We start from the raw sequence: 22,779 nt of genomic DNA, 5'->3' as shown, positions 1-22,779 counted from the left end.
GTCGTGCGGACGGACGGATCAGGCGGACCGGCTGACGCGCTCGAGCGCGCGGTCCGTGATGGAGCGGGGCCCGCGGCCGATGGCCACGGTGCCGGACTGGACGATCTCGCGGACGCCGAACGGCTCCAGCGCCGCGAGCAGCGCCGTGAGCTTGCCCGGGCTGCCGGTCGCCTCGATGGTGACGGTGTCCGGGACGACGTCGACGACGTGCGCCCGGAACAGCTCGACCACCTCGAGGACCTGGGTCCGCAGGGCGCCCTCGGCGCGGACCTTGACCAGCAGGAGCTCGCGCTGCACGGAGGCGGCGTCCTCGAGCTCGACGATCTTGATCACGTTGATCAGCTTGTTGAGCTGCTTGGTGACCTGCTCCAGGGGCAGCGCGTCGACGTCGACGACGACGGTGATCCGGGAGATCTCGTCGTGCTCGGTCGGGCCCACCGCGAGGGAGTGGATATTGAAGGACCGGCGGGCGAACAGGCCGGCGACGCGGGTCAGCACGCCGGGCTTGTTCTCCACGAGGACGGAGAGGGTGTGACGGCTCATGATCTCTTCAGTCCTCACGGTCCCACGCCGGGGAGATGCCCCGGGCGTACTGGATGTCGTCGTTGCTCACGCCGGCGGCGACCATCGGCCACACCATCGAGTCGCGCGACACCGTGAAGTCCACGACCACGGGCTGGTCGTCGATCTCCATCGCGCGCTTGATCGTGGCGTCCACGTCCGCGGTGGTCTCGCAGCGCAGGCCGACCGCGCCGTAGGCGTCGGCGAGCTTCACGAAGTCGGGGACGTGGATGGTGCCGTGGCCGGTGTGCAGGTCGGTGTTCGAGTACCGGGACTCGTAGAACAGCGTCTGCCACTGGCGGACCATGCCCAGCGAGGAGTTGTTGATCACCGCGACCTTGATCGGGATCTCGTTGATCGTGCAGGTGGCGAGCTCCTGGTTGGTCATCTGGAAGCAGCCGTCGCCGTCGATCGCCCACACCGTGCGGTCCGGGGCGCCGACCTTCGCGCCCATCGCCGCCGGCACCGAGAAGCCCATGGTGCCGAGGCCGCCGGAGTTCAGCCACGAGTTCGGGCGCTGGTACTTGATGAACTGCGCGGCCCACATCTGGTGCTGGCCGACGCCGGACACGAAGATCGACTCCGGCCCGGACAGCTCGCCGATCCGGGAGATCACGTGCTGCGGCGCCAGGTGGCCGTCCGTCGGCTCGTCGTAGCCCAGCGGGAACGTCTCGCGCCACGAGTCGATCTGCTGCCACCACGCCTCGAGGTCGGGCTTGCCGTGGTGCGCCTGCTCGCGGGCGAGCTCGGGCAGCAGGTCCGCGATGACCTCGCGCAGGTCGCCGACGATCGGGACGTCCGCCGCGCGGTTCTTGCCGATCTCCGCGGGGTCGATGTCGGCGTGCACGATCGTGGCGTTCGGCGCGAACGACGACAGCTTGCCGGTGACGCGGTCGTCGAACCGGGCGCCGAGCGCCACGACCAGGTCGGCCTTCTGCAGCGCGGCGACCGCGGCCACGGTGCCGTGCATGCCGGGCATGCCGAGGTGCTGGGGGTGCGTGTCGGGCAGCGCGCCGCGGGCCATCAGCGTGGTCACCACGGCGGCACCGGACTCGTCCACCAGGCGGCGCAGCTCGGCGGACGCGCCGGAGCGGATCACGCCGCCGCCGACCATCAGCACCGGGCGGCGCGCGGTGGCCAGCAGCCGGGCGGCCTCGCGGATCTGCTTGCCGTGCGGCTTGGTCACCGGGTGGTAGCCCGGCAGGTCCAGCTGCTGCGGCCAGGTGAAGGTGGTGTCGGTCTGCATGGCCGACTTGGCGATGTCCACCAGCACGGGCCCGGGTCGGCCGGTCGAGGCGATGTGGAACGCCTCGGCGATCGTCCGCGGGATCTCGTCCGGGTCGGTCACCAGGAAGTTGTGCTTGGTGATCGGCAGCGTGATGCCGACGATGTCGGCCTCCTGGAACGCGTCCGTGCCGATCAGCGAGGCGCCGACCTGGCCGGTGATCGCGACCAGCGGGATCGAGTCCATGTTGGCGTCGGCGATGGGCGTCACCAGGTTGGTCGCGCCGGGGCCCGAGGTGGCCATCGTGACGCCGACCTTGCCGGTGGCCTGCGCGTAGCCGGTCGCCGCGTGGCCGCCGCCCTGCTCGTGCCGCACGAGGATGTGCCGGAGCCGGGTCGAGTCCATCAGCGGGTCGTAGGTCGGCAGGATCGCGCCGCCGGGGATGCCGAAGACCACCTCGGCGCCGGCCTCCTCGAGCGAGCGGACGATCGACTTCGCGCCGGTGACCTGCTCGGTGACGACCGGGCGCGGGCGGGCGGCGGTCGGCTCGGCGAGTCGCGCGGGCTCGCGCGGCTCGGGCGCGCCGGCGGGCGCTGCGGGCGTGGCCGGCCTGCGGGGCGGTGCCGGGTGGGGGCCCTGGACCATCGGTGTCTCCTGCGTCTGTGCGGGTGGAGCGGTGCTGCTGCGGCGGCCGGGGGGCCGCGTGGTGCCGCGCGGTGGGGCTGCGTCGGCACGAAAAAACCCCCCGGGCCCGAGATGCCGGGCGGATCGAGGGGTGCGCGCGCTGACGAGCCTTCCGTGCGTGGCTCTAGCCGGCGCGCCCGGGAAGTACTACGAGGAGGAGGTTCGTCCGCATGCCACGTGACACTACGCCCCGGCCGGTCGGGTGTCACGCCCGGCCGGGGCCGTCTCACATCGTGGTCCACGAGTCCATCTGGTGATCGGTATCGAGTCGTGACCCGCCGCGTCCCGCGCCTCCCGGCCGCGCGACCGCCGCGCTCCTAGCCTCGGTCCCATGACTCGCACCCGCACGTCCGCCCGCCGCCCGCTCCTCGCGGGGTCCGCCGTCGCGCTGCTCGCCCTGGTCGCCGCGTGCGGCGGCGCGGACGACGGCCCGACCGGCGACGCGTCCACCAGCGCCGCCCCGCCCGCGACCACCTCCCCCGCGGTGACGCCGACGCCCACGGCCACGGCCACCGGTGACGCGACCGACGCGGACGCCGACGCCGCGGCGCCCGCGTTCCCGGCCGACACCGCCGCCGACACCGCCGACGCCTCCGCCGACGCGGCGCTCACCGTGACGGACGTCCGCGTCGGCCACCACGACGGCTACGACCGCGTCGTGTTCGAGCTCGGCGGCACCGGGACGCCGGGCTGGCGGGTCGAGTACGTCGACGCGGCCGTCGAGGACCCGACCGGCGAGACCGTCGACGTCGCCGGCGACAGCCCGCTGCAGGTCGTGCTCACCGGCACCGCCTACCCGCACGACACCGGTCTGACCGAGTTCCCCCTGCGGCAGCCGGTCACCGCCGCCGGCACGACCGCGGTCACCGAGGCCGTCCTGCTCGGCACCTTCGAGGCCCAGTCCCAGGCGTTCGTGGGCGTGACGGGCGAGCCGCGCCCGTTCCGCGCCTACCTGCTCCCCGACCCGGTGCGCGTGGTGGTCGACGTCCAGCAGTGACGCCCGGCCGCCTCAGCGCCGGCGCACCACCCGCGCCTCCCACGGACGCAGCGTCGTCGGCTCCCCGGCCTCGGCGTGCGTCCCGAGCACCAGGTCGCCCCAGCCGCCGTCCTCCGCCGTCGGCCACGCGTCCCCGAGGTCGACGACCCGCTCCTCGCCCGACACGTTGACGACGACGAGCAGCGCGTCCCCGTCGAGCTCCCGGGTGTACGCGTAGACCTGCTCGTCCTCGGGCAGCAGCATCGTGAAGTCGCCGAGCGCGACCACCGGGTCGGTGTGCCGGAGCTCGATCAGCCGCCGGTGGTGGTGGAACACCGACTCGGGGTCGGCGCGCTCCGCGGCCGCGTTGATCTCGGCGTGGTTCGGGTTCACGGCCAGCCACGGCGTGCCGGTGGTGAACCCGGCCTGCGGCGAGCCGTCCCACTGCACGGGCGTGCGCGCGTTGTCCCGGCTCATCGCCGCGAGACCCGCGAGCAGCTGCTCGTCGGTCGCCGACGCGAGGGTCCGGGCCTGGGCGACGTGGTTGACCGACTCGATGTCCCGGTACTGGTCGAACCGCGTGAAGTGCGCGTTCGTCATCCCGAGCTCCTCGCCCTGGTAGACGTACGGCGTCCCGCGGTGCAGGTGCAGCAGCGTGGCGAGCGCCTTCGCCGACTCCCGGCGGTGCTTCCCGTCGTCGCCGAACCGGGACACCACGCGCGGCTGGTCGTGGTTGTCCCAGTACAGGCTGTTCCAGCCGGCCTCCGCCAGACCCGCCTGCCACCGCCCGAAGGTCGCCTTGAGGTCGGTCAGCCGCAGGGGCTTCGGGTCGAACTTGCCGCCCGGGCCGTGGTCCAGCCCGACGTGCTCGAACTGGAACACCATGTCGACCTCCCGCCGGGCGGGGTCGGTGTACTTCCGCGCCTCCTCCAGCGTGACGCCCGGGGTCTCCCCCACGGTCAGCAGCCGGTCGGCGCGGCCCTCGAACACCTCGCGGTGCATCTCCTGCAGGTACTCGTGCACCCGCGGGCCGTCCGTGTAGTGCGGGCTGCCGTCGCCCCACACCCCCGCGATCACCGGCCCGTCCGGCAGCGCCGTGTCCTTGGAGATCAGGTTGATGACGTCCATCCGGAAGCCGTCGACCCCGCGGTCCAGCCACCAGCGCATCATGGCGTAGACGGCCTGCCGGACCTCCGGGTTCTCCCAGTTGAGGTCCGGCTGCTTCCGGCTGAACAGGTGCAGGTAGTACTCGCCGGACGCCTCGTCCAGCTCCCAGGTCGAGCCCGAGAAGAACGAGTGCCAGTTGGTGGGCTCGGCGCCGGGCTGCCCCGGCGCCATGCCGTCGCGCGGGGGCCGCCACCAGTACCAGTCGCGCTTCGGGCTGCCCGGGCCGCTGCGGCTCTCGAGGAACCACGGGTGCTCGTCGGACGTGTGGTTCACCACCAGGTCCATGAGCAGCTTCATCCCGCGCTCGTGCAGCCCGGCGATCAGCTCGTCCAGGTCCGCGAGCGTGCCGAACGACGGGTCGACGTCCTGGTAGTCGCTGATGTCGTAGCCGTTGTCGTCCTGCGGCGAGCGGTAGATCGGCGACAGCCACACCACGTCGACGCCCAGGGCGCCGAGGTGGTCGAGCCGGGAGATGATCCCGCGCAGGTCGCCGACGCCGTCGCCGTCGGAGTCCTGGAACGACCTCGGGTAGATCTGGTAGACGACGGCTCGGGTCCACCACGGTGCGTCCTCGACGGTCCATGCCATGCGCCCCACCCTGTCACGCGGCGCGGACGCACGCAGCGGACGTCAGTCCACGTCGCGGCGCCGGAACACCAGGCCGCCGAGCACCACCAGGGCGATCGTCACGACCGCGAGCAGCACCCCGCCGTGCAGCATCGAGACCGTCCGCTCGGCCGTGCACACCCCGGCCTGCGGGGCGCCGTCCACCTGCCCGCACGGCACCGTGACCCAGTACGTCGTTCCGCCCTCGAGCCACGCGGTCAGCGAGGTCCGCACCGTCCACGGGGTCAGCGCGGGGAGGAAGCCCACCAGCACGCCGTCGACCAGCAGCAGCCAGCCGACGCCGACACCGAGCGCCCCGGCGGCGCTGCGGACCAGGAAGCCGAGGGCGGCGCCGACCGCCCCGAGCGCCGCCGCGGCCACCAGCGCGCGCAGCGCCTGCCACCCGAGGTCGGCCCACCACGCCCCGGTCAGGTCGCCGACCGCGTCGTTCACCGCGGCCGCGACCCACGCGCCCCCGACCGTGACCGCGAGCGCCACCGCCGTCGGCACCAGCACGCCACCGGCCGCGACGGCCACCTTGCTCGCGTAGACCCGGCCGCGCCGGGGCACGAACGTCAGCCACGTCCCGAGGGACCCGGAGCCGATCTCAGCGGTCACGAAGGTCACCCCCGCCGCGAACGCGAGCAGGAGCAGGAAGGTCGTCACCCCCGACGCCCAGGACGGGCCGGAGTCCGCCAGCGTCGGCTGGACCGGCAGGTACGCGTCGAGGCGGGGCTCCAGGTCGTCGCAGCCCCAGTCCGCGCCGGGGTCCGTCTCCTGGGCGAGCGCCTCGCCCTCCCGGCAGTCGGCGACGTACTGCTCGCCGTTCTCGGCCCAGTCCTGCTGCGCGAAGGCGTACTGCTGCTCCGCCTCCGCGATCGCGCGCTCCGACGGGGGCCGGGCCGAGGCGAACACGCTCGCCACGACCACGAGCGCGCCGACGACCGCGAGCAGCGCCAGCCACCGGATCGCCGCGCGGTACCGGAACCGGCGCGCCTCGACGCGCACCAGCCCGAGGTGGGCGGAGCGGGCGCCGGCCGGGTCGGCACCGGCGCCGGCGGGGCGCGCGTCCGGGCGGCGGGCGGTGCCCTGCGGGGCGCTCATGCGCGCGCCCGCCGTCCGTGCGGCGCCGGCCGGCCCTGGTGCGCGGCGGCCGTGCCCTCCGCGCCCGTGCCGGTCAGCGCGAGGAACACCTGCTCCAGGTCGGCGCGCCCCGGCGCGAGCTCGTGCAGGTACAGCCCGTGGTCGGCGAGCGCCCGGGTGATGTCCGCGGGCGCCGCCCCGGTGACGAGCAGCCCGCCCGCCCCGTCGGGCCGCACCGCCCAGCCGCGCCCGGTCAGCACCCCCGCGGCCTGGTCGGGCCGCTCGACGCCGACCCGGGTCTCCCGTGCGCCGGCCGCCGCGAGCAGGTCCGCCATCCGGCCGCCGGCGACGAGGCGGCCCTGCGTCACGATCGACACCGTGTCCGCGACCTGCTGCACCTCGGCGAGGATGTGGCTGGACACCAGCACGGTCTTCCCGGCCGCGGCGAGGTCGCGCATCGTCTGCCGCACCTCGTGGATGCCCGCGGGGTCGAGGCCGTTCGTCGGCTCGTCGAAGATCACCAGCTCGGGGTCCTTGAGCAGCGTGGACGCGATCGCCAGCCGCTGCTTCATGCCGAGGGAGTAGGTGCGGAAGGGGCTGGACGCCCGGTCGGCGAGGCCGACGTCGGCGAGCACCCGGTCCACCCGGGCGGCGGGCGCCCCGATCCCGGCGGCGAGCAGCTCGAGGTTCCGCCGCCCGGAGAACGCCGGGAAGAACCTCGGCGACTCGACGATCGCCCCGACCCGGGCGACGACCTCGGGCAGCGCGTCGGGGACCGGGCGGTCGAGCACGCGCACGACACCCGAGTCGGGGCGGATGAGCCCGAGCAGCATCCGGATCGTCGTCGTCTTGCCCGCGCCGTTCGGGCCCAGGAACCCGTGCACGCCGCCGAGCGGCACGTCCAGGTCCAGGCCGCCCACGGCGACGACCTGGCGGCCGCGGTGCCGGTAGGTCTTCCGCAGGCCGCGGGTGCTGACGGCGGTGGTCCCCGCCGGCGCCGGCTCCGTCGTCACGCTCGCCCCCCCGTCGCGTCGGGGCACCTCTCCGGCGCCCCGACGCGACCCTAGCGGGAGCGACGGGCGCGGCGGGGGCGTTCGCGCAGATCAGGCCGACGGCGCGCCGGTGTCAGATCAGCACCGCGCCGGTCGACGCCGACTGCACGAGCTTCGCGTACTTCGCCAGCACGCCCCGGGTGTACCGCGGGGGCAGCGGCGCCCAGCCGACCCGGCGGGCGGCGAGCTCCTCCTCGGGCACCAGCAGGTCGAGCGTCGCGTGGGCGACGTCGAGCCGGATGCGGTCGCCGTCGCGGACGAACGCGATCGGGCCCGCGTCGACCGCCTCCGGCGCGACGTGACCGACGCACAGGCCGGTGGTGCCGCCGGAGAACCGGCCGTCGGTGAGCAGCAGCACGTCCTTGCCCAGCCCGGCGCCCTTGATGGCGCCGGTGATCGCCAGCATCTCGCGCATGCCCGGGCCGCCCTTGGGCCCCTCGTACCGGATGACCACGACGTCGCCCGCCTGGATCGTGCCGTCCTCCAGCGCGTCCAGGGCCCCGCGCTCGCGCTCGAACACCCGGGCGGTGCCCTCGAACACGTCCGTGTCGAAGCCGGCCGACTTCACCACGGCGCCCTCGGGCGCCAGCGACCCGTCCAGGATCGTGATCCCGCCGGTGTGGTGGATCGGGTTGTCGAGCGCGCGCAGGATCTTGCCGTCCGGGTCGGGCGGCGCCACGTCGGCGAGGTTCTCCGCGACGGTCTTGCCGGTGACGGTCAGGCAGTCGCCGTGGATCAGGCCCGCGTCCAGCAGCGCCTTCATGATGACCGGCACGCCGCCGATCCGGTCGACGTCCGCCATGACGTACCGGCCGAACGGCTTCAGGTCGCCGAGGTGCGGCACCCGGGCGGCGACCCGCTTGAAGTCGTCGAGCGTCAGGTCGACCTCGGCCTCGTGCGCGATCGCCAGCAGGTGCAGCACCGCGTTGGTCGAGCCGCCGAACGCCATCACCACGGCGATCGCGTTCTCGAACGCCTCCTTGGTCATGATCTGCCGCGCGGTGATGCCCTTCCGCAGCAGCTCCACGACCGCCTCGCCGGAGCGCATGGCGAAGTTGTCCCGGCGGCGGTCGGCGCTCGGCGGGGCGGCGGAGCCCGGCAGCGACATGCCCATCGCCTCGGCGACCGACGCCATCGTGTTCGCCGTGTACATGCCGCCGCAGGCCCCCTCGCCCGGGCAGATGGCGCGCTCGATGCGGTCCAGGTCGCCCTTCGACATCAGGCCGCGGGAGCACGCACCGACCGCCTCGAACGCGTCGATCAGCGTGACGTCCTTCTCGGTGCCGTCCTCGAGCTTCACCCAGCCCGGCATGATCGAGCCCGCGTAGAGGAACACGCTCGACAGGTCGAGACGCGCCGCGGCCATGAGCATGCCGGGGAGCGACTTGTCGCAGCCCGCCAGCAGCACGGAGCCGTCCAGGCGCTCGGCCTGCATCACCGTCTCGACGCTGTCCGCGATGATGTCCCGGCTCACCAGCGAGAAGTGCATCCCCTCGTGGCCCATCGAGATGCCGTCCGACACCGAGATGGTGCCGAACTCCAGCGGGTAGCCGCCGCCGGCGTGCACGCCGCTCTTGACCGCCTGGGCCAGCCGCTGCAGCGACAGGTTGCAGGGCGTGATCTCGTTCCAGGAGCTCGCGACGCCGATCTGGGGCTTCACCCAGTCGTCGTCGCCCATCCCGACGGCGCGGAGCATCCCGCGCGAGGCCGTGGCCTCGATGCCGTCGGTGACCTGGCGCGAGCGGGGCTTGATGTCAGGGGTCTCGCGGGGCGTCGTCGTCATGAGCCGACTCTAGGCGCGGACGAGGGGAGACGCTCCTGACGTGCCGGAGCGTCTCGCCTCGTGACCGCGTCAGCCGCGGCGCAGGCGGCTGACGTCGCGGACGGCGCCGCGGTCGGCGCTGGTCGCCATCGCGGCGTACGCCTGGAGCGCGGGCGAGACGTACCGGTCGCGGTCGACCGGCTGCCACGGGTTCTCCCGGGCCTCCATCTTCGCGCGGCGGTCCGCGAGCACCTCGTCGGGCACGTTGACCCGGATGAGCCGGGTCTCGACGTCGATCTCGATCTCGTCGCCGTCCTCGATCAGGCCGATCGTGCCGCCGGCCGCTGCCTCGGGGCTGATGTGGCCGACCGAGATGCCGCTCGACCCGCCGGAGAACCGGCCGTCGGTGATCAGCGCGCACACCTTGCCGAGGCCGCGGCCCTTGATGAACGACGTCGGGTAGAGCATCTCCTGCATGCCGGGGCCGCCGGACGGGCCCTCGTAGCGCACGACCACGACGTGACCCGGCTCGACCTCCTTGCGCAGGATCTTGTCGACGGCCTCGTCCTGCGACTCGCACACCAGCGCGCGGCCGACGAAGTGGAACACGTCCGGGTCGATGCCGGCGGTCTTGATGATCGCGCCGTCCTGGGCCAGGTTGCCGCGCAGCACGGCCAGGCCGCCCTCGACGGTGTAGGCGTGCGCGACGTCGCGGATGCACCCCGACGCGCCGTCGGTGTCGAGCGACTCCCAGACGTTCGACGTGGAGAAGGCCTGCGTCGTGCGGACGCCGCCCGGGGCCGCGTGGAACAGCGCCACGGCCCGCTCGGTGGCCTTCCCGCCGCGGACGTCCCAGTCGTCCAGCCAGGCGCGCAGCGTCGGGGTGTGGACGCTGGTCACGTCGTGGTCGAGCAGCCCGCCCCGGTCGAGCTCGCCGAGCAGCGCGGGGATGCCGCCCGCCCGGTGCACGTCCTCCATGTGGTAGTCCGGGTGGTTCGGCGCGACCTTGGCCAGGCAGGGCACGCGGCGGCTGATCGCGTCGATGTCCTCGAGCGTGAAGTCGACCTCCGCCTCCTGCGCCGCGGCCAGCACGTGCAGCACGGTGTTGGTCGAGCCACCCATCGCGACGTCCAGGGCCATCGCGTTCGCGAACGCGGCGCGGGTCGCGATGCCGCGGGGCGCCGCGGTGTCGTCCTCGTCGTCGTAGTACCGGCGGGCCAGGTCGACGATGGTGCGGCCGGCCTCCAGGAACAGCTCGCGGCGCGCGCTGTGCGTCGCCAGCGTGGAGCCGTTGCCCGGGAGCGACAGGCCCAGCGCCTCGGTCAGGCAGTTCATCGAGTTCGCGGTGAACATGCCGGAGCACGAGCCGCACGTCGGGCAGGCGTTCTCCTCGACCGTGGCCAGCGCCTGGTCGGAGACGTTGTCGTCCGCCGAGTAGTTGATCGCGTTGATCAGGTTCAGGTGCGTCTTCGCGACGCCGTCGGCGACGACGGCCTTGCCGGCCTCCATCGGGCCGCCGGACACGAAGATCACCGGGATGTTCAGCCGCAGCGCCGCGTTGAGCATGCCCGGCGTGATCTTGTCGCAGTTGGAGATGCACACCAGGGCGTCGGCGCAGTGCGCCTGGACCATGTACTCGACCGAGTCGGCGATCAGGTCGCGGCTGGGCAGGGAGTAGAGCATCCCGGCGTGGCCCATCGCGATGCCGTCGTCGACCGCGATGGTGTTGAACTCCTTGGCGACGCCGCCGGCCTCCTGGATCGCGGAGGCCACGAGGTCGCCCATGTCCTTGAGGTGCACGTGGCCCGGGACGAACTGGGTGTACGAGTTGGCGATCGCGATGATCGGCTTGCCGAAGTCCTCGGAGCCCATGCCGGTGGCGCGCCAGAGGGCGCGGGCGCCGGCCATGTTGCGGCCGTGGGTCGAGGTACGAGAGCGCAGAGGACGACTCACGCTGGGGCTCCTTCGGACGAGCAGGGCGCCACCGCGGCGGCGGCGTCCGGTCACGGTACGTCTGCGCACGTCACGGTGCGGCCGGCGTCCGTCCTGTGATCGACCGAGGAGCGAGACGGCACGGGCGGCCGCCGGCATCGTCGCCTGCCCGCGCGGGCGGACGCCGGCACGGACGGACGCCGGCGCGGTCAGCCGTCCCCGCGGGCCTGCCAGGTGCACACGCAGGCCTCGTTGCCCTCGGGGTCGGCCAGGACCCAGAACGCGGGCGCGCGCCGGTCGGACAGCAGGGTGCCGCCGGCCGCGAGCGCCGCGGCGACCCGGGCCTCGGCCTGGTCGTGCGGCACGGTGACGTCGACGTGGATCCGGTTGCGCTGCGGGCGCGGGGCATCCATCTGCTGGAACCAGTACCCCGGGCCGAGGGCGCCCGGGTCGGCGAGCGCCGGGTCGTCGGGGTCGGAGCCGGGCTCGGGCTCGTAGCCGAGCACCGCCCGCCAGAACGGGGCGACGCGCGGGATGTCGAGCGCGTCGATCGCGATCTCCTGCGACGTGAGCAGGGCCGGGTCGCCGACCAGCCCGAGCTCGTCCGCGGCGGCCGACACCGCCTCCGCGAGCGCCAGGTCCACCTCGGTCAGCCCGCGGACGGACCAGGTGGTGGTGCGCACCTGCACGTGGTCGGGGCGCAGCGTGACGTCCGGGACGGCACCGAGCCGCTCGGCGGCCGCGGCGACCCGCGCGACGAGGGCCGCGCCGGTGGCGAGGTCGGGGGCCCGGAAGGCGGCCTGCAGCCAGACCAGCAGCACCCGCCAGTGCCGGGGGTCGACGCGTTCGGTGGCCGCGCCGGGACCGATGACTCGCTGCTCCGCGGTGTCCATGCCGACGACCCTCCCACCTCCCACCGACACGCCCCGCACGGGTCGCGAACTCCGCTCCTGCCCGCCGACCCCGCCCGCTGCTCGCGGCCGCCGACCCGCTCAGCGCCCGCGGGCGACTGACTCCGGTCGCCGAGAGAGGGCCTCCGCGCCGAGACCGGGCCCTGCGGCGTCCTCTCTCGGAGGACCGGTCCTGGCTCGGCGCGGAGAAGGCGCCTCGGGCGGCTCGTGCGGCCGGGTCGGCGAGTGCGACGCGAGGGAGTTGCGGTTGACGTGGCGTCAACGCCTACCGTCGAGCAGCGACGGCGGACGGACCGCCGTCGGCGGACGAAGGGCGCGACATGACCGGCACGACCGAGCGGTGGACCACCGCCGAGGTGGTGCGGCTGTCCGGCGTGACGTCGCGGACGCTGCGGCACTACGACGCGATCGGGCTGCTGCGTCCCGCCGGCACGGCTCCGGGCGGCCAGCGGGAGTACGGCCGCGCCGAGCTGCTGCGGCTGCAGCAGGTGCTGGTGCTCCGGGAGCTCGGGGTCGGGCTGGTGGCGATCGGGGAGATCCTCGACGCGGGTGGCCGGCTCCCCGGCGCGGACCCGCAGCGCGTCCAGGCCGACCGGTTGCGGGAGCACCACGCCGCGCTGCTCGCGGAGCGGGACCGGCTCGACCGGCTCGCCCGCACCGTCGCCGCCACCATCGAGTCCCTGGAAGGGGGCACCGACATGCCTGCTGACGAGATGTACGAGGGCTTCGACCACCGCCGGTACGAGGCGGAGGCGCGCGAGCGCTGGGGCGACGCGGCGGTGGACCGCAGCACCCGGGCGTGGGAGGACCTGTCCGCCGACGAGCGGGAGGCGCACCGGCGCGAGGGCGAGGCCGTCAGCGCCGGGCTGGCCGCCCTCCTCGCGGCGGGCACCCCCGTGGGCGACCCGGCGGTCCGGGACCTGGTGGCGCGCCACCACGCCTGGGTCGCCCTGTTCTGGACCCCGGACGCGGAGGCGTACCGGAACCTGGCCGCCATGTACGTGGACGACCCGCGGTTCGCCGCGACGTACGACGCCGTGGCGGCCGGGCTCGCGGTCTACCTGCGCGACGCGGTCGAGGCGCACGCGGACGCGGTCGCGGGCGGCTGATCCGTCTCGCGAGGGTCGGGACCAACGGCCCAACCGCGGGTCGCCGCGCAGGGGCAGGCTGGGGCGCACGGACCACCGGTCGTCTCTCCCCCGGGGCGACCACCGGGCTTCCCGCCCGGGGTCCGCTCCGGTCACCTGGCGACGACGACCCGTCACCGGGTACCCCCAGTCGAGGCACCATCGGCTCATCGCCCGGGCCGGTGGTGCCTCGACGCAGGTCCAGGCGCCCCCCGCCGCGGACCCCGGCGGCCGCACGGCTCGCGGCCGCGGCCCCCTGCCCGGCTCGCGGCCACCGCCCCTCGGCCGGCTCGCGGCCGCCGCCTCCTGGCCGGCTCGCGACCCCCGGTCCCCCTGGCTACCGTCGCCGGGTGACCGCGATCCACTGGTTCCGCCGCGACCTGCGCCTCGGCGACAACCCCGCCCTGCACGCGGCGGCCGCCCAGGGCGACGTGCTCGCGCTGTACGTGCTCGACCCGCGGCTGTGGGCGTCGTCGGGGGCGCCGCGTCGCGCGTACCTGACCCGGAGCCTCGCGGCGCTCGACGAGCAGACCGGCGGCCGGCTGCTGGTCCGCCGCGGCGACCCGCGCGCGGTGGTGCCCGCGGTGGCCCGCGAGGTCGGCGCGGCGGCCGTGCACGTCGCCGCCTCGACCGAGCCGTTCGGGCGCCGCCGGGACGACCAGGTGGAGTGGGCCCTGGAGGAGGACGGGCGTGCGCTGGTCCGGACCGGCTCGCCGTACGCCGTGACGCCGGGCCGGGTCCGCAACCGGTCCGGCTCGCCCTACCAGGTGTTCACCCCGTTCCGCCGGGCCTGGGCCGAGCACGGCTGGCACTCCCCCGCCCCGGACGCGGCGGGGACCGCCCGCGTGGTCACGTTCCTCGACGGCGGCCGGTCCGACGCGGTGCCGGACGCCCCGGTGCCCGGCGGCCTCGCGCTGCCGGAGGCCGGCGAGACCGCCGCGCTCGCCCGGTGGGCGGAGATGCTGGACGGGCCGCTGTCGCACTACCGCGCGGAGCGCGACCGCCCCGACCTCGACAGCACGTCGCGGCTGTCGGTCCCGCTGAAGTGGGGCGAGATCCACCCGCGCACGATCCTGGCCGACCTGTCCCGCCGCCGCGGGGAGGGCGCCGACACGTTCCGCGGCCAGATCGCGTGGCGGGACTTCCACGCCGACGTGCTGTTCCACCACCCGCGGGCGGCGCACGAGTCGCTGACGCCCGTGGTGCCCGAGAGCGCCTGGGTGGACGGGCCCGCCGAGGCGGCGGCCCTCGCGGCCTGGACCGAGGGGCGCACCGGCTACCCGCTGGTCGACGCGGGGATGCGGCAGCTGCGCGGCGAGGGCTGGATGCACAACCGGGTGCGGATGGCCGTCGCCTCGTTCCTGGTCAAGGACCTGCACGTGCGCTGGCAGCGCGGCGCGGACCACTTCATGGCCTGGCTGGTGGACGGCGACATCCCGCAGAACCAGATGAACTGGCAGTGGGTCGCCGGCACCGGCCGGGACGCGGCGCCGTACTTCCGGGTGTTCAACCCGGTGACCCAGGGCGTGAAGTTCGACCCGCACGGGCACTACGTCCGGCGCTGGGTGCCCGAGCTCCGCGACATCCCCGGCAAGGCGGTGCACGAGCCGTGGAAGCTCCCGCGCTCGGCCGCCCCGGACTACCCGGAGCGGATCGTGGACCACGCGCACGAGCGGGCTGTCTCCCTCGGCGCGTACCAGTCCCTCCGCTGACCCCCACCCAGGCCCTCCGCCGTCCCCCGCCCGCCGTCCCCGGGCCCGGCCGTCCCCCGGCCCCGCCGTCCCCCCGCCGCGCAGTCCGCCAGCCGCGACGCCGAGGTCGGTGCTCCCGCCCGAGATCGGTGCGTGCAGGCACCGATCTCGGCGCGAAGGGCCGATCTCGGCGTCGCAGGAGACCGCGCGGACCCGGGAGACCGCGGCGCCCCGGGACGCGGCGGCGTGGCCCGCGTCGAGGGGGACGGAGGTCCCGGGTTCCGGGTCCGGGCCGGCCGGGCGGCCAGGAAACGGGTCGAGTCGGGACCTTCGGCCCCTCCGCTCGACGGGCCGCAGCGGGACATTGGGCGCATCGTCACAACGTCGTGATCCGGAGGCAGTCGCCATGTCCGCACCCACCCTCTCGCGCTCGTCCGCCGCGCCGGCCCCGCTGCCGGCCCAGGAGGACGTCGTCACCTCGCTGAACGCGCGCCGCGCGCTCGCCGCCACCCGGCTCGCCACCGGGTTCATCTTCCTGTGGGCCTTCGTCGACAAGACGTTCGGCCTCGGCTACTCGACCCCGTCCGAGCGGGCCTGGATCAACGGCGGCGCGCCGAGCCAGGGCTTCCTCAACTCCGAGGCCGTCGTCGGCCCGTTCAAGGGCCTGTTCCAGTCGATCGCCAGCCCGGCCACCGACGTGCTGTTCATGCTGGGCATGCTGGGCGTGGGCCTCGCGGTGATGCTCGGCATCGGCCTGCGCGTCGCCGCGTGGTCCGGCTCGCTCATCATGCTGCTCATGTGGGCGGCGGAGTGGCCCCTCACCGCGGGCTCGACCAACCCCCTGGTGGACTACCACATCATCTACGCCCTGGCCCTGATCGCCTGCGCGGCCTGCCTCGCGGGCGACACCTGGGGGCTCGGCCGGATGTGGCGGGAGCTGCCGGTGGTGCGGGCGCAGCGCTGGCTGCGCTGAGGACGCGCGGCCGGCGGCGGACGGAGACCGCCGCCGGCCCGCTGCACGACGAGGCGCCCGTCCCCTCCCGGGGGCGGGCGCCTCGACTTGTACCCGGCAGCGGCGCCTCGACTGTGCCCGGCAGCGGCGGGCGCCTCGTCGTGCCCGGCCGAGAGCAGCTGCGCCACGCCCGCGGCCGCGCCCCGCCTTCCGGTCCGGCCCCTGCCCCTGCCCTGGGACCGAGGTCCCGGATGCGCCCGGGTCCAGCCCGGGACCTCGGTCCCGGGTGACGGTCATCCGGGTGACACGAACCGCTTTCCAGCAGCGCGACGCGGGGCTGTTGGGACTTCCGTCCGGGGTGCAGGGCGCTCAGCGGGAGGACATTGGGAAAGTCATCACAAGGTGACGCCGGATCGACAGACGAAGGCACGGACCATGACCACGATCACCACCCCCCGCACCGAGGCGGCCCCCGCGACCTCGCGGACCCAGGAGGACGTCGTCACCTCGGTGGCCGCCCGCCGCGTGCTCGCCGCCCTCCGTCTCTCGACGGGGTTCATCTTCCTCTGGGCGTTCCTCGACAAGACGTTCGGGTTCGGCTACTCGACCGCCTCGGACGCGGCCTGGATCCACGGCGGCGCGCCGAGCCAGGGCTTCCTGCAGTTCGCGGCCCAGGGCCCGCTGACCGGCTTCTTCAACGGCATCGCGAGCCCGGTCTCGGACGTCCTGTTCATGCTCGGCATGCTGGGCGTCGGCCTGGCGGTCATGCTCGGCATCGGCACCCGGGTGGCGGCCGGCGCCGGCTCGCTCATCATGGCGATGATGTGGCTGGCCGAGTGGCCGCTCATCTCGGGCTCGACCAACCCGGTCATGGACTACCACATCATCTACGCGCTGGTCCTCGTGCTGGTGGCCCTCACCGCGGGCGGCGACACCTGGGGCCTCGGCCGCTGGTGGAAGAGCCTGCCGGTCGTGCAGAAGAACCGCTGGCTCATCTGATCGAGCAGCACCCCTGAGCGGCCCGTCCGCTCACCGCAGGCGCGAGGCGCCGGTCCCCACCCTCCCGGGGACCGGCGCCCCGTGGCGTGCGTGCGGGCCCGCGCGCCGGGTCAGCCCGCGCGGAGCGCCCGGTACTCGTCCTCGAGCATCCCCATGTCGATGCCGTCGCACCAGCCGTCGCCGTCGCGGTACGCGTCCCGCCGCCGGCCCTCGACGCGGAAGCCGATGTTCTCGTACAGCGAGTGCGCCCGGGCGTTGATGCTCAGCACGTCCAGGCCGACCCGGTGCAGGCCGATCCCGTCGAAGGCGAGGCCCAGCACCAGCTCGATCGCCTCGGTGCCGTACCCGCGGCCGCGGTAGGCGGGCCGCATGACCAGGCGCAGGTTGGTGGACCCGACCACCTCGTCGATGTCGTTCAGCACGATCTCGCCGAGGTACTCGTCGGAGCCGTTCGCGGTGATCGCGAGGTCGATCCGGCCGTCGAGCCCGGAGACCGTGGCGCACCAGGCGTCGATCTGCGCGCGGGTGAACACCGTGGTGGTGCCGGTCGTCCGCATCCCCTCGGGGTCGTTGACCATGTCCCACATCGCCGGCGCGTCGTCGGCGCGGATGGGGCGCAGGCGGATCATCTCGCCCTCGAGCGTGGGCTTCTCCATGTGGCTGCCTCCTCGTCGACCCGAGCCTAGGCACTGCGGGTGACCGTCGTGTTTCGCCGCGCGGTCGCGGGCGTTCCGCGCGCGGACCGGCCCCGCACGCGACGGCGGCGCGACCCCGGTCCGACCGGGTGCCGCGCCGCCGTGGGTGGTGCTCAGGCCTGGACGCGCTCCAGGACCAGCTCGCGGACGCGGCCGGCGTCCGCCTGGCCGCGCGTCGCCTTCATGACCGAGCCGATGATGGCGCCGACCGGGCCGAGGTTGCCGGAGCGGATCTTCTCCGCGATGTCCGGCTGGGCGGCCAGGGCCGCGTCGATCGCCTCGAGCAGCGGGCCGTCGTCGGACACGACCTCCAGCCCGCGCGCGACGACGACCGCCTCCGGGTCGCCCTCCCCCGCGAGCACGCCCTCGAGCACCTGGCGCGCCAGCTTGTCGTTGATCCGGCCGGCGTCGACGAGCTGCTGGAGCTGGCCGATCTGCGCGGGGGTGATCGGCAGCTCGGCGAGCTCGACCTCCTGCGTCTTCGCGGTGCGGGCGAGCTCGCCCATCCACCACTTGCGCGCGGCGGCCGGGCTCGAGCCCGCGGCCACGGTGGCCTCGATCAGCTCGATCGCGCCCGCGTTGACGACGTCGCGCATCTCGGCGTCGGCGTAGCCCCACTCGCCCTGCAGCCGCCGGCGGCGGGCGGCGGGCAGCTCGGGCAGCCCGGCGCGGATCTCCTCGACCCACTCGCGGGACGGGGCGACCGGCACCAGGTCGGGCTCCGGGAAGTACCGGTAGTCCTCCGCGTCGGACTTCACGCGGCCTGCCGTGGTGATGCCGGTGTCCTCGTGCCAGTGCCGGGTCTCCTGGGTGACGGAGCCGGCGGCGTCGAGGATCGCGGCCTGGCGGCTGATCTCGTACCGGACCGACCGCTCGACCGAGCGGAACGAGTTCACGTTCTTCGTCTCGGTGCGGGTGCCCAGGGGCGCGGTCGGCGTCGGGCGGAGCGACACGTTGACGTCGGCGCGGACGTTGCCCCGCTCCATGCGGGCCTCCGACACCCCGAGGGCGCGGAAGATGTCCCGGAGCGTCTGCACGTAGGCCCGCGCGACCTCGGGAGCGCGCTCGCCGGCACCGGTGATCGGCTTGGTGACGATCTCGACCAGCGGGATCCCCGCGCGGTTGTAGTCGACCAGCGAGTACTCGGCGCCCTGGATGCGGCCGGTGGCGCCACCGACGTGGGTGTTCTTGCCGGCGTCCTCCTCCATGTGCGCGCGCTCGATCTCGACGCGGAACACGGTGCCGTCCTCGAGCTCGACGTCGAGGTACCCGTCGTGCGCGATCGGCTCGTCGTACTGCGAGGTCTGGAAGTTCTTCGGGACGTCCGGGTAGAAGTAGTTCTTCCGGGCGAACCGGCAGGACTCCGCGATCGTGCAGTTCAGCGCGAGGCCGATCCGGATCGCGTACTCCACGGCGGTGCCGTTGACGGCGGGCAGCGCGCCCGGCAGGCCGAGCGACACCGGGGTGACCGCGGTGTTCGGCTCGTCGCCGAACGTCTGCGGCGCGGCGTCGAACATCTTGGTGCGGGTGCCGAGCTCGACGTGCACCTCGATGCCGATGACCGGGTCGAACCGGGCCACGGCCTCGTCGTAGTCGACCAGGTCGACGGTCTGGGTGCTCACTCGCCCACCTCCAGCTCGGGAGCCTTGGCCAGCAGCGGGCCGCCCCAGTTCTTCTCCAGCAGCGCCTCGAGCGCGGCGCCCACGCGGTACAGCCGGTCGTCGGCCTTGGCCGGGGCCAGCACCTGGAACCCGACCGGCAGGCCGTCGTCCGACAGGCCGTTCGGCAGCGACATGCCGGGCACGCCGGCGAGGTTCGCCGGGATGGTGGCGACGTCGTTGAGGTACATCGCCAGCGGGTCGTCGAGCTTCTCGCCGAGCTTGAACGCCGTGGTCGGCGCCGTCGGGGAGACCAGCACGTCGGCCTGCTCGAACGCGTTCGCGAAGTCGCGCTGGATGAGCGTGCGGACCTTCTGCGCCGAGCCGTAGTAGGCGTCGTAGTAGCCGGCCGACAGGGCGTAGGTGCCGAGGATGATCCGGCGCTTCACCTCGTCGCCGAAGCCGGCACCGCGGGTCGCGGCCATGACGCGCTCGGCGGTCACGGGGCCCTCGGACGGCTCGACGCGCAGGCCGAACCGCATGCCGTCGAACTTGGCCAGGTTGCTGGACGCCTCGGACGGCAGGATCAGGTAGTACGCGCCGAGGGCGTACTCGAAGTGCGGGCAGGAGACCTCGACGATCTCCGCACCGGCGCCGCGGAGCAGCTCCAGCGACTCCTCGAACCGCGCGAGCACGCCGGGCTGGTAGCCCTCGCCCTGCAGCTCGCGGACGACGCCCACGCGCACGCCGGTGAGGTCGCCGGTCGCGCCCTGCCGGGCCGCGGCGACCAGGCCGGGCAGCGGCTCCGGGATCGACGTGGAGTCGCGGGGGTCGTGGCCGCCGATGAGCTCGTGCAGCAGGGCCGAGTCGAGCACGGTGCGCGTGACCGGGCCCGCCTGGTCCAGCGACGACGCCAGGGCGATGAGGCCGTAGCGGGACACCGAGCCGTAGGTCGGCTTCACGCCGACCGTGCCGGTCACGGCGCCGGGCTGGCGGATCGAGCCGCCGGTGTCGGTGCCGATGGCCAGCGGGGCCTCGTAGGCCGCGACGGCCGCGGCCGAGCCACCGCCGGAGCCACCGGGGATGCGGTCCAGGTCCCACGGGTTGTGCGTGTTGCCGTAGGCCGAGTGCTCGGTCGAGGACCCCATGGCGAACTCGTCCATGTTGGTCTTGCCGAGGATCGGCAGGCCCGCTGCCTTGATCCGCTCGACCAGGGTCGCGTCGTACGGCGGCACCCAGCCCTCGAGGATCTTCGAGCCGGCCGTGGTCGGCAGGCCCTGCGTGACGACGACGTCCTTGACGGCGATCGGCACGCCGGCGAGCGGGTGCAGCTCCTCGCCGGCGGCACGGCGCGCGTCGACGTCGGCGGCCGTGGCCAGCGCCTCCTGGGCCGAGACGTGCAGGTAGGCGTGCACGGCGGGCTCGACGGCGGCGATGCGGTCCAGGTGGGCCTGCGTCACCTCGACGCTGGTCACCTCGCGCGCGGCCAGCCTGTCGGCCAGCTCCGCGGCGGAGAGACGGGTCAGGTCGGTCATCTCACTCCTCCCCGAGGATCTGCGGGACGAGGAACTTGCCGTCCTCCGACGCGGGGGCGCCGGACAGCGCCTGCTCCTGCGTCAGCGGCTGCTCGGGGACGTCCGGGCGGAACACGTTGGTCATCGGCAGCGGGTGGCTGGTGGCCGGCACGTCGGGCGTGGCGACCTCGCTGACCCGGGCGACCGACTCGACGATCACGTCGAGCTCGCCCGCGAGGCGGTCGAGCTCCTCGGGGGTCAGGTCGATCCGCGCCAGGCCCGCGACGCGCGCGACCTCGTCACGAGAGAGGGAGGACATGGTCGCGAGTCTAGTCGCGACCGGTGCCCGGCCGGGTCAGACCCGCGCGGCCGAGACCAGTGCCAGCACGGCGTCCGCGTAGGCGTCCTCGGCCTCCTCCGCGGCGAACGCGCGCTCCGGCTGACCCGGCAGCTCGACGACCACGAGGTACGAGCCGTCGAGCGCCCGCGCCAGGCTGCGGAAGGTGCCGCCGAGCAGCTCGCGCAGCTGGTCCTCCCGGGGCAGCCACACCGCGTCGTCCTGGGTGACGGAGTCGAGCGCCCACTCGGTGGTGCCGTTGAACCCGAGCACCGTGCCGCTCGGGTGGGCGTGCGGCTCGATGGTCATCTCGCTGATCGTGAAGACCTCGCCGGCCAGCGCCGGCTGGCGCAGGGCGAACCGGTCCCCGGACCTCGGCGTCCAGCGCAGCCCCGCGGCCTGCAGGAGCTCCGCGCGCTCGATGGCGATCATCGCGCCAGTATCGTCCGCGCGGTCGCCGGGCGCTCGGCGGGGCGCCGTGGGCGTCCCGACGCCGAGACCGCGGGAGGTGCGCGGTTCACGAGGGCGGAACCCCGCGACGAGTGCACGCTCGGCGCGGTGCCGGCGCGGAGCGGGCGCCGGGCCGGCGCGGGGTCAGCGCTCCCAGTACGCGTAGCGTTCCGCCGGGCGGAAGCCCTCGGCGGCGTACAGGTCCGCGGCGCCCGCGTTGGCGACCTCGACCTGGAGGAACGCGCGGGTCGCGCCGCGGTCGGCCGCCGCTCGCAGCCCGAGGCGGGTCAGCAGCCGGCCGAGCCCGCGGCGCCGGGCGTCCGGCGCGACCATCAGGCAGGACAGCCCGGTCCAGCCGTCCTCCAGCGCGGCGCGCAGCACGCCGAGGGTCGCCCCCTGCGCGTCCGTGGCCGTGAGGTACAGCGCCGGCGACCCGGCGACCACGGCCCGCGCGGTGTCGTCGTCGACGGCCCCGCCCGCGGCCTTCACGCCGAGCCAGCCGGCCAGCCAGGCGGCGTCGGGCGCGTCGGCCACGGCCACCCGGAGGTCCGCGGGCACGGCGACCCGCTCGGGCGGCAGGGCGACCAGGTCGCGGACCAGCACGTCGGTGACGGCGCGCTCGGCGTAGCCCCGCGCGGCGAGCGCCGCGGCGAGCCCGGCGGGCGCCGCCGAGCACACCCGGACGACCGGCGGCTGCCCGGCCGCGGCGTACACGGCCTCGACCCGGCCGAGGGTGGCACCGAGGTCCTCGGGGACGCCGAGCGGCAGCACGCTGTTCGCGCGGCGCGTGAACCCGCCGGACAGGCCGAGCCGCCAGCCGTCGACGTCCCGCGTCGCCGTCGGACGCCAGGTGGCGGCCTCGACCAGGACGCCGGGCGGGACCGGCGGCGTCCAGGTGAGCGCCTGGAGGTGCACGCCCTCGTGGCCCCAGTCCCGCTCCGGGGCGGCGCCGAAGCCGAGCCGCTCGTAGAGCCGGCGGGCGGACGCCATCTCGGCGAGCGTCGACAGGACCACCGCGCGGGCGCGGCGGGCGACCGCCTCGCGCAGCGCGGCCGTCACGAGGCGGGCGGCGACGCCGTGGCCGCGGGCGCCGGGGGCGACGGCGAGCATCCGCAGCTCGAGCTCCCCGGGCTCGGCGATCTCGGCGTACGACGTCGCGTACGGCGCGAGGGTCAGGGTGCCGACGACCTCCTCGGCCGGGTCGGCGGGGCCGGTCGAGGACGTGGCGACCAGCAGCACGGCCTCGCGGGCACGGCGGGCCGCGTCGCGCAGCTCGACCTCGTACTCGTCGTCGACCTCCAGCAGGCCGTCGGCGCGGTAGGCCGCGGCGGTCAGGGCGCCGACGGCCTCGAGCTCCTCCGGGCGGGCGAGCCGGACGCGCACCGCCCGGGCCGCCGCGGCGGCGTCGGCCGTGCCGGCCGTGCCCCCGGGGCCGGTCACGAGGCGTCCGCGTCGGC

At 74.8% G+C, this 22,779-nt stretch carries 19 protein-coding genes; 5 read left to right on the top strand and 14 right to left on the bottom strand.

Annotated elements, in window-relative coordinates; all coding sequences use genetic code 11:
• Positions 1-18 precede the first annotated feature (18 nt).
• Entirely contained in the window at positions 19-543 is a 525-nt protein-coding gene (gene ilvN / locus FA014_RS06200; RefSeq protein WP_154728830.1) for an acetolactate synthase small subunit, read from the bottom strand.
• A gap of 7 nt (positions 544-550) precedes the next feature.
• Positions 551-2,431: an acetolactate synthase large subunit gene (locus FA014_RS06195; protein WP_154728829.1), complete on the bottom strand. Its 1,881-nt coding sequence runs from the start codon at positions 2,429-2,431 to the stop codon at positions 551-553.
• 370 nt (positions 2,432-2,801) lie between these two features.
• Between FA014_RS06195 and FA014_RS06190 the strand changes: the two genes are divergently transcribed.
• A complete protein-coding gene (locus tag FA014_RS06190) occupies positions 2,802-3,467 on the top strand; it encodes an AMIN-like domain-containing (lipo)protein (RefSeq protein WP_154728828.1) in 666 nt (221 codons plus the stop codon).
• 12 nt (positions 3,468-3,479) lie between these two features.
• Here FA014_RS06190 and FA014_RS06185 read toward each other — a convergent pair whose 3' ends face one another.
• The 6 genes from FA014_RS06185 to FA014_RS06160 all read right to left on the bottom strand — a co-directional run bounded on the left by FA014_RS06185 (position 3,480) and on the right by FA014_RS06160 (position 11,941).
• On the bottom strand, positions 3,480-5,201 hold the full coding sequence (locus tag FA014_RS06185; protein WP_154728827.1) for a glycoside hydrolase family 13 protein: 1,722 nt from the start codon (positions 5,199-5,201) through the stop codon (positions 3,480-3,482).
• A gap of 42 nt (positions 5,202-5,243) precedes the next feature.
• Positions 5,244-6,323, bottom strand: a complete 1,080-nt coding sequence (locus tag FA014_RS06180) for an ABC transporter permease subunit (protein WP_154728826.1) — start codon at positions 6,321-6,323, stop codon at positions 5,244-5,246.
• Positions 6,320-7,315 carry an ABC transporter ATP-binding protein gene (locus FA014_RS06175; RefSeq protein WP_154728825.1) on the bottom strand — a complete coding sequence of 332 codons (996 nt, stop codon included), beginning with the start codon at positions 7,313-7,315 and terminating at the stop codon, positions 6,320-6,322. The genes FA014_RS06180 and FA014_RS06175 overlap by 4 nt, the downstream gene beginning before the upstream one ends.
• Positions 7,316-7,427: 112 nt before the next feature.
• Entirely contained in the window at positions 7,428-9,137 is a 1,710-nt protein-coding gene (ilvD, locus tag FA014_RS06170; protein ID WP_154728824.1) for a dihydroxy-acid dehydratase, read from the bottom strand.
• A 69-nt stretch (positions 9,138-9,206) separates the two neighbouring features.
• Positions 9,207-11,069, bottom strand: coding sequence for a dihydroxy-acid dehydratase (ilvD, locus tag FA014_RS06165; protein ID WP_154728823.1), 1,863 nt, complete (start codon positions 11,067-11,069; stop codon positions 9,207-9,209).
• A gap of 188 nt (positions 11,070-11,257) precedes the next feature.
• Entirely contained in the window at positions 11,258-11,941 is a 684-nt protein-coding gene (locus FA014_RS06160) for a VOC family protein (RefSeq protein WP_154728822.1), read from the bottom strand.
• 338 nt (positions 11,942-12,279) lie between these two features.
• Here FA014_RS06160 and FA014_RS06155 point away from each other — a divergent pair, with 338 nt between their 5' ends.
• From FA014_RS06155 to FA014_RS06140, 4 genes are all read left to right on the top strand, one after another.
• Positions 12,280-13,068, top strand: coding sequence for a MerR family transcriptional regulator (locus FA014_RS06155; protein WP_154728821.1), 789 nt, complete (start codon positions 12,280-12,282; stop codon positions 13,066-13,068).
• Between the two features lie 368 nt (positions 13,069-13,436).
• Positions 13,437-14,798, top strand: coding sequence for a cryptochrome/photolyase family protein (locus FA014_RS06150; protein ID WP_154728820.1), 1,362 nt, complete (start codon positions 13,437-13,439; stop codon positions 14,796-14,798).
• A gap of 385 nt (positions 14,799-15,183) precedes the next feature.
• Positions 15,184-15,750, top strand: coding sequence for a DoxX family protein (locus tag FA014_RS06145; RefSeq protein ID WP_154728819.1), 567 nt, complete (start codon positions 15,184-15,186; stop codon positions 15,748-15,750).
• 414 nt (positions 15,751-16,164) lie between these two features.
• A complete protein-coding gene (locus FA014_RS06140; protein ID WP_154728818.1) occupies positions 16,165-16,728 on the top strand; it encodes a DoxX family protein in 564 nt (187 codons plus the stop codon).
• A 110-nt stretch (positions 16,729-16,838) separates the two neighbouring features.
• Here FA014_RS06140 and FA014_RS06135 read toward each other — a convergent pair whose 3' ends face one another.
• The 6 genes from FA014_RS06135 to FA014_RS06110 all read right to left on the bottom strand — a co-directional run.
• The gene (locus FA014_RS06135; RefSeq protein ID WP_154728817.1) at positions 16,839-17,384 is read right to left on the bottom strand and encodes a GNAT family N-acetyltransferase; all 546 of its coding nucleotides are present in this window, start codon (positions 17,382-17,384) and stop codon (positions 16,839-16,841) included.
• Between the two features lie 152 nt (positions 17,385-17,536).
• Positions 17,537-19,045, bottom strand: a complete 1,509-nt coding sequence (gene gatB, locus FA014_RS06130; protein ID WP_154728816.1) for an Asp-tRNA(Asn)/Glu-tRNA(Gln) amidotransferase subunit GatB — start codon at positions 19,043-19,045, stop codon at positions 17,537-17,539.
• On the bottom strand, positions 19,042-20,556 hold the full coding sequence (gene gatA, locus FA014_RS06125; protein ID WP_154728815.1) for an Asp-tRNA(Asn)/Glu-tRNA(Gln) amidotransferase subunit GatA: 1,515 nt from the start codon (positions 20,554-20,556) through the stop codon (positions 19,042-19,044). The genes gatB and gatA overlap by 4 nt, the downstream gene beginning before the upstream one ends.
• Position 20,557: 1 nt before the next feature.
• The gene (gatC, locus tag FA014_RS06120; RefSeq protein WP_147795987.1) at positions 20,558-20,854 is read right to left on the bottom strand and encodes an Asp-tRNA(Asn)/Glu-tRNA(Gln) amidotransferase subunit GatC; all 297 of its coding nucleotides are present in this window, start codon (positions 20,852-20,854) and stop codon (positions 20,558-20,560) included.
• A gap of 36 nt (positions 20,855-20,890) precedes the next feature.
• Positions 20,891-21,304 (bottom strand): pilus assembly protein CpaE, encoded by a 414-nt coding sequence (locus FA014_RS06115; protein ID WP_154728814.1) that lies wholly within the window; start codon positions 21,302-21,304, stop codon positions 20,891-20,893.
• Positions 21,305-21,466: 162 nt separating this feature from the next.
• The coding region (locus FA014_RS06110; protein ID WP_328288176.1) for a GNAT family N-acetyltransferase at positions 21,467-22,779 on the bottom strand (1,313 nt) is incomplete at its 5' end.

It is taken from the genome of Cellulomonas hominis (assembly GCF_005239125.1).
GTDB lineage: Bacteria > Actinomycetota > Actinomycetes > Actinomycetales > Cellulomonadaceae > Cellulomonas > Cellulomonas hominis_A.
Note: the sequence above shows the minus strand (reverse complement) of the source record. Positions and strands in the feature narration are given on the sequence as shown.

Coding starts and splice junctions, on each gene's coding strand:
- FA014_RS06155 (WP_154728821.1), top strand. CDS start 12,280: ATGACCGGCACGACCGAGCGGTGGACCACCGCCGAGGTGGTGCGGCTG.
- ilvN (WP_154728830.1), bottom strand. CDS start 543: ATGAGCCGTCACACCCTCTCCGTCCTCGTGGAGAACAAGCCCGGCGTG.
- ilvD (WP_154728824.1), bottom strand. CDS start 9,137: ATGACGACGACGCCCCGCGAGACCCCTGACATCAAGCCCCGCTCGCGC.
- FA014_RS06185 (WP_154728827.1), bottom strand. CDS start 5,201: ATGGCATGGACCGTCGAGGACGCACCGTGGTGGACCCGAGCCGTCGTC.
- FA014_RS06180 (WP_154728826.1), bottom strand. CDS start 6,323: ATGAGCGCCCCGCAGGGCACCGCCCGCCGCCCGGACGCGCGCCCCGCC.
- FA014_RS06140 (WP_154728818.1), top strand. CDS start 16,165: ATGACCACGATCACCACCCCCCGCACCGAGGCGGCCCCCGCGACCTCG.
- FA014_RS06115 (WP_154728814.1), bottom strand. CDS start 21,304: ATGATCGCCATCGAGCGCGCGGAGCTCCTGCAGGCCGCGGGGCTGCGC.
- FA014_RS06160 (WP_154728822.1), bottom strand. CDS start 11,941: ATGGACACCGCGGAGCAGCGAGTCATCGGTCCCGGCGCGGCCACCGAA.
- FA014_RS06195 (WP_154728829.1), bottom strand. CDS start 2,431: ATGGTCCAGGGCCCCCACCCGGCACCGCCCCGCAGGCCGGCCACGCCC.
- FA014_RS06145 (WP_154728819.1), top strand. CDS start 15,184: ATGTCCGCACCCACCCTCTCGCGCTCGTCCGCCGCGCCGGCCCCGCTG.
- FA014_RS06190 (WP_154728828.1), top strand. CDS start 2,802: ATGACTCGCACCCGCACGTCCGCCCGCCGCCCGCTCCTCGCGGGGTCC.
- gatC (WP_147795987.1), bottom strand. CDS start 20,854: ATGTCCTCCCTCTCTCGTGACGAGGTCGCGCGCGTCGCGGGCCTGGCG.
- gatA (WP_154728815.1), bottom strand. CDS start 20,556: ATGACCGACCTGACCCGTCTCTCCGCCGCGGAGCTGGCCGACAGGCTG.
- FA014_RS06135 (WP_154728817.1), bottom strand. CDS start 17,384: ATGGAGAAGCCCACGCTCGAGGGCGAGATGATCCGCCTGCGCCCCATC.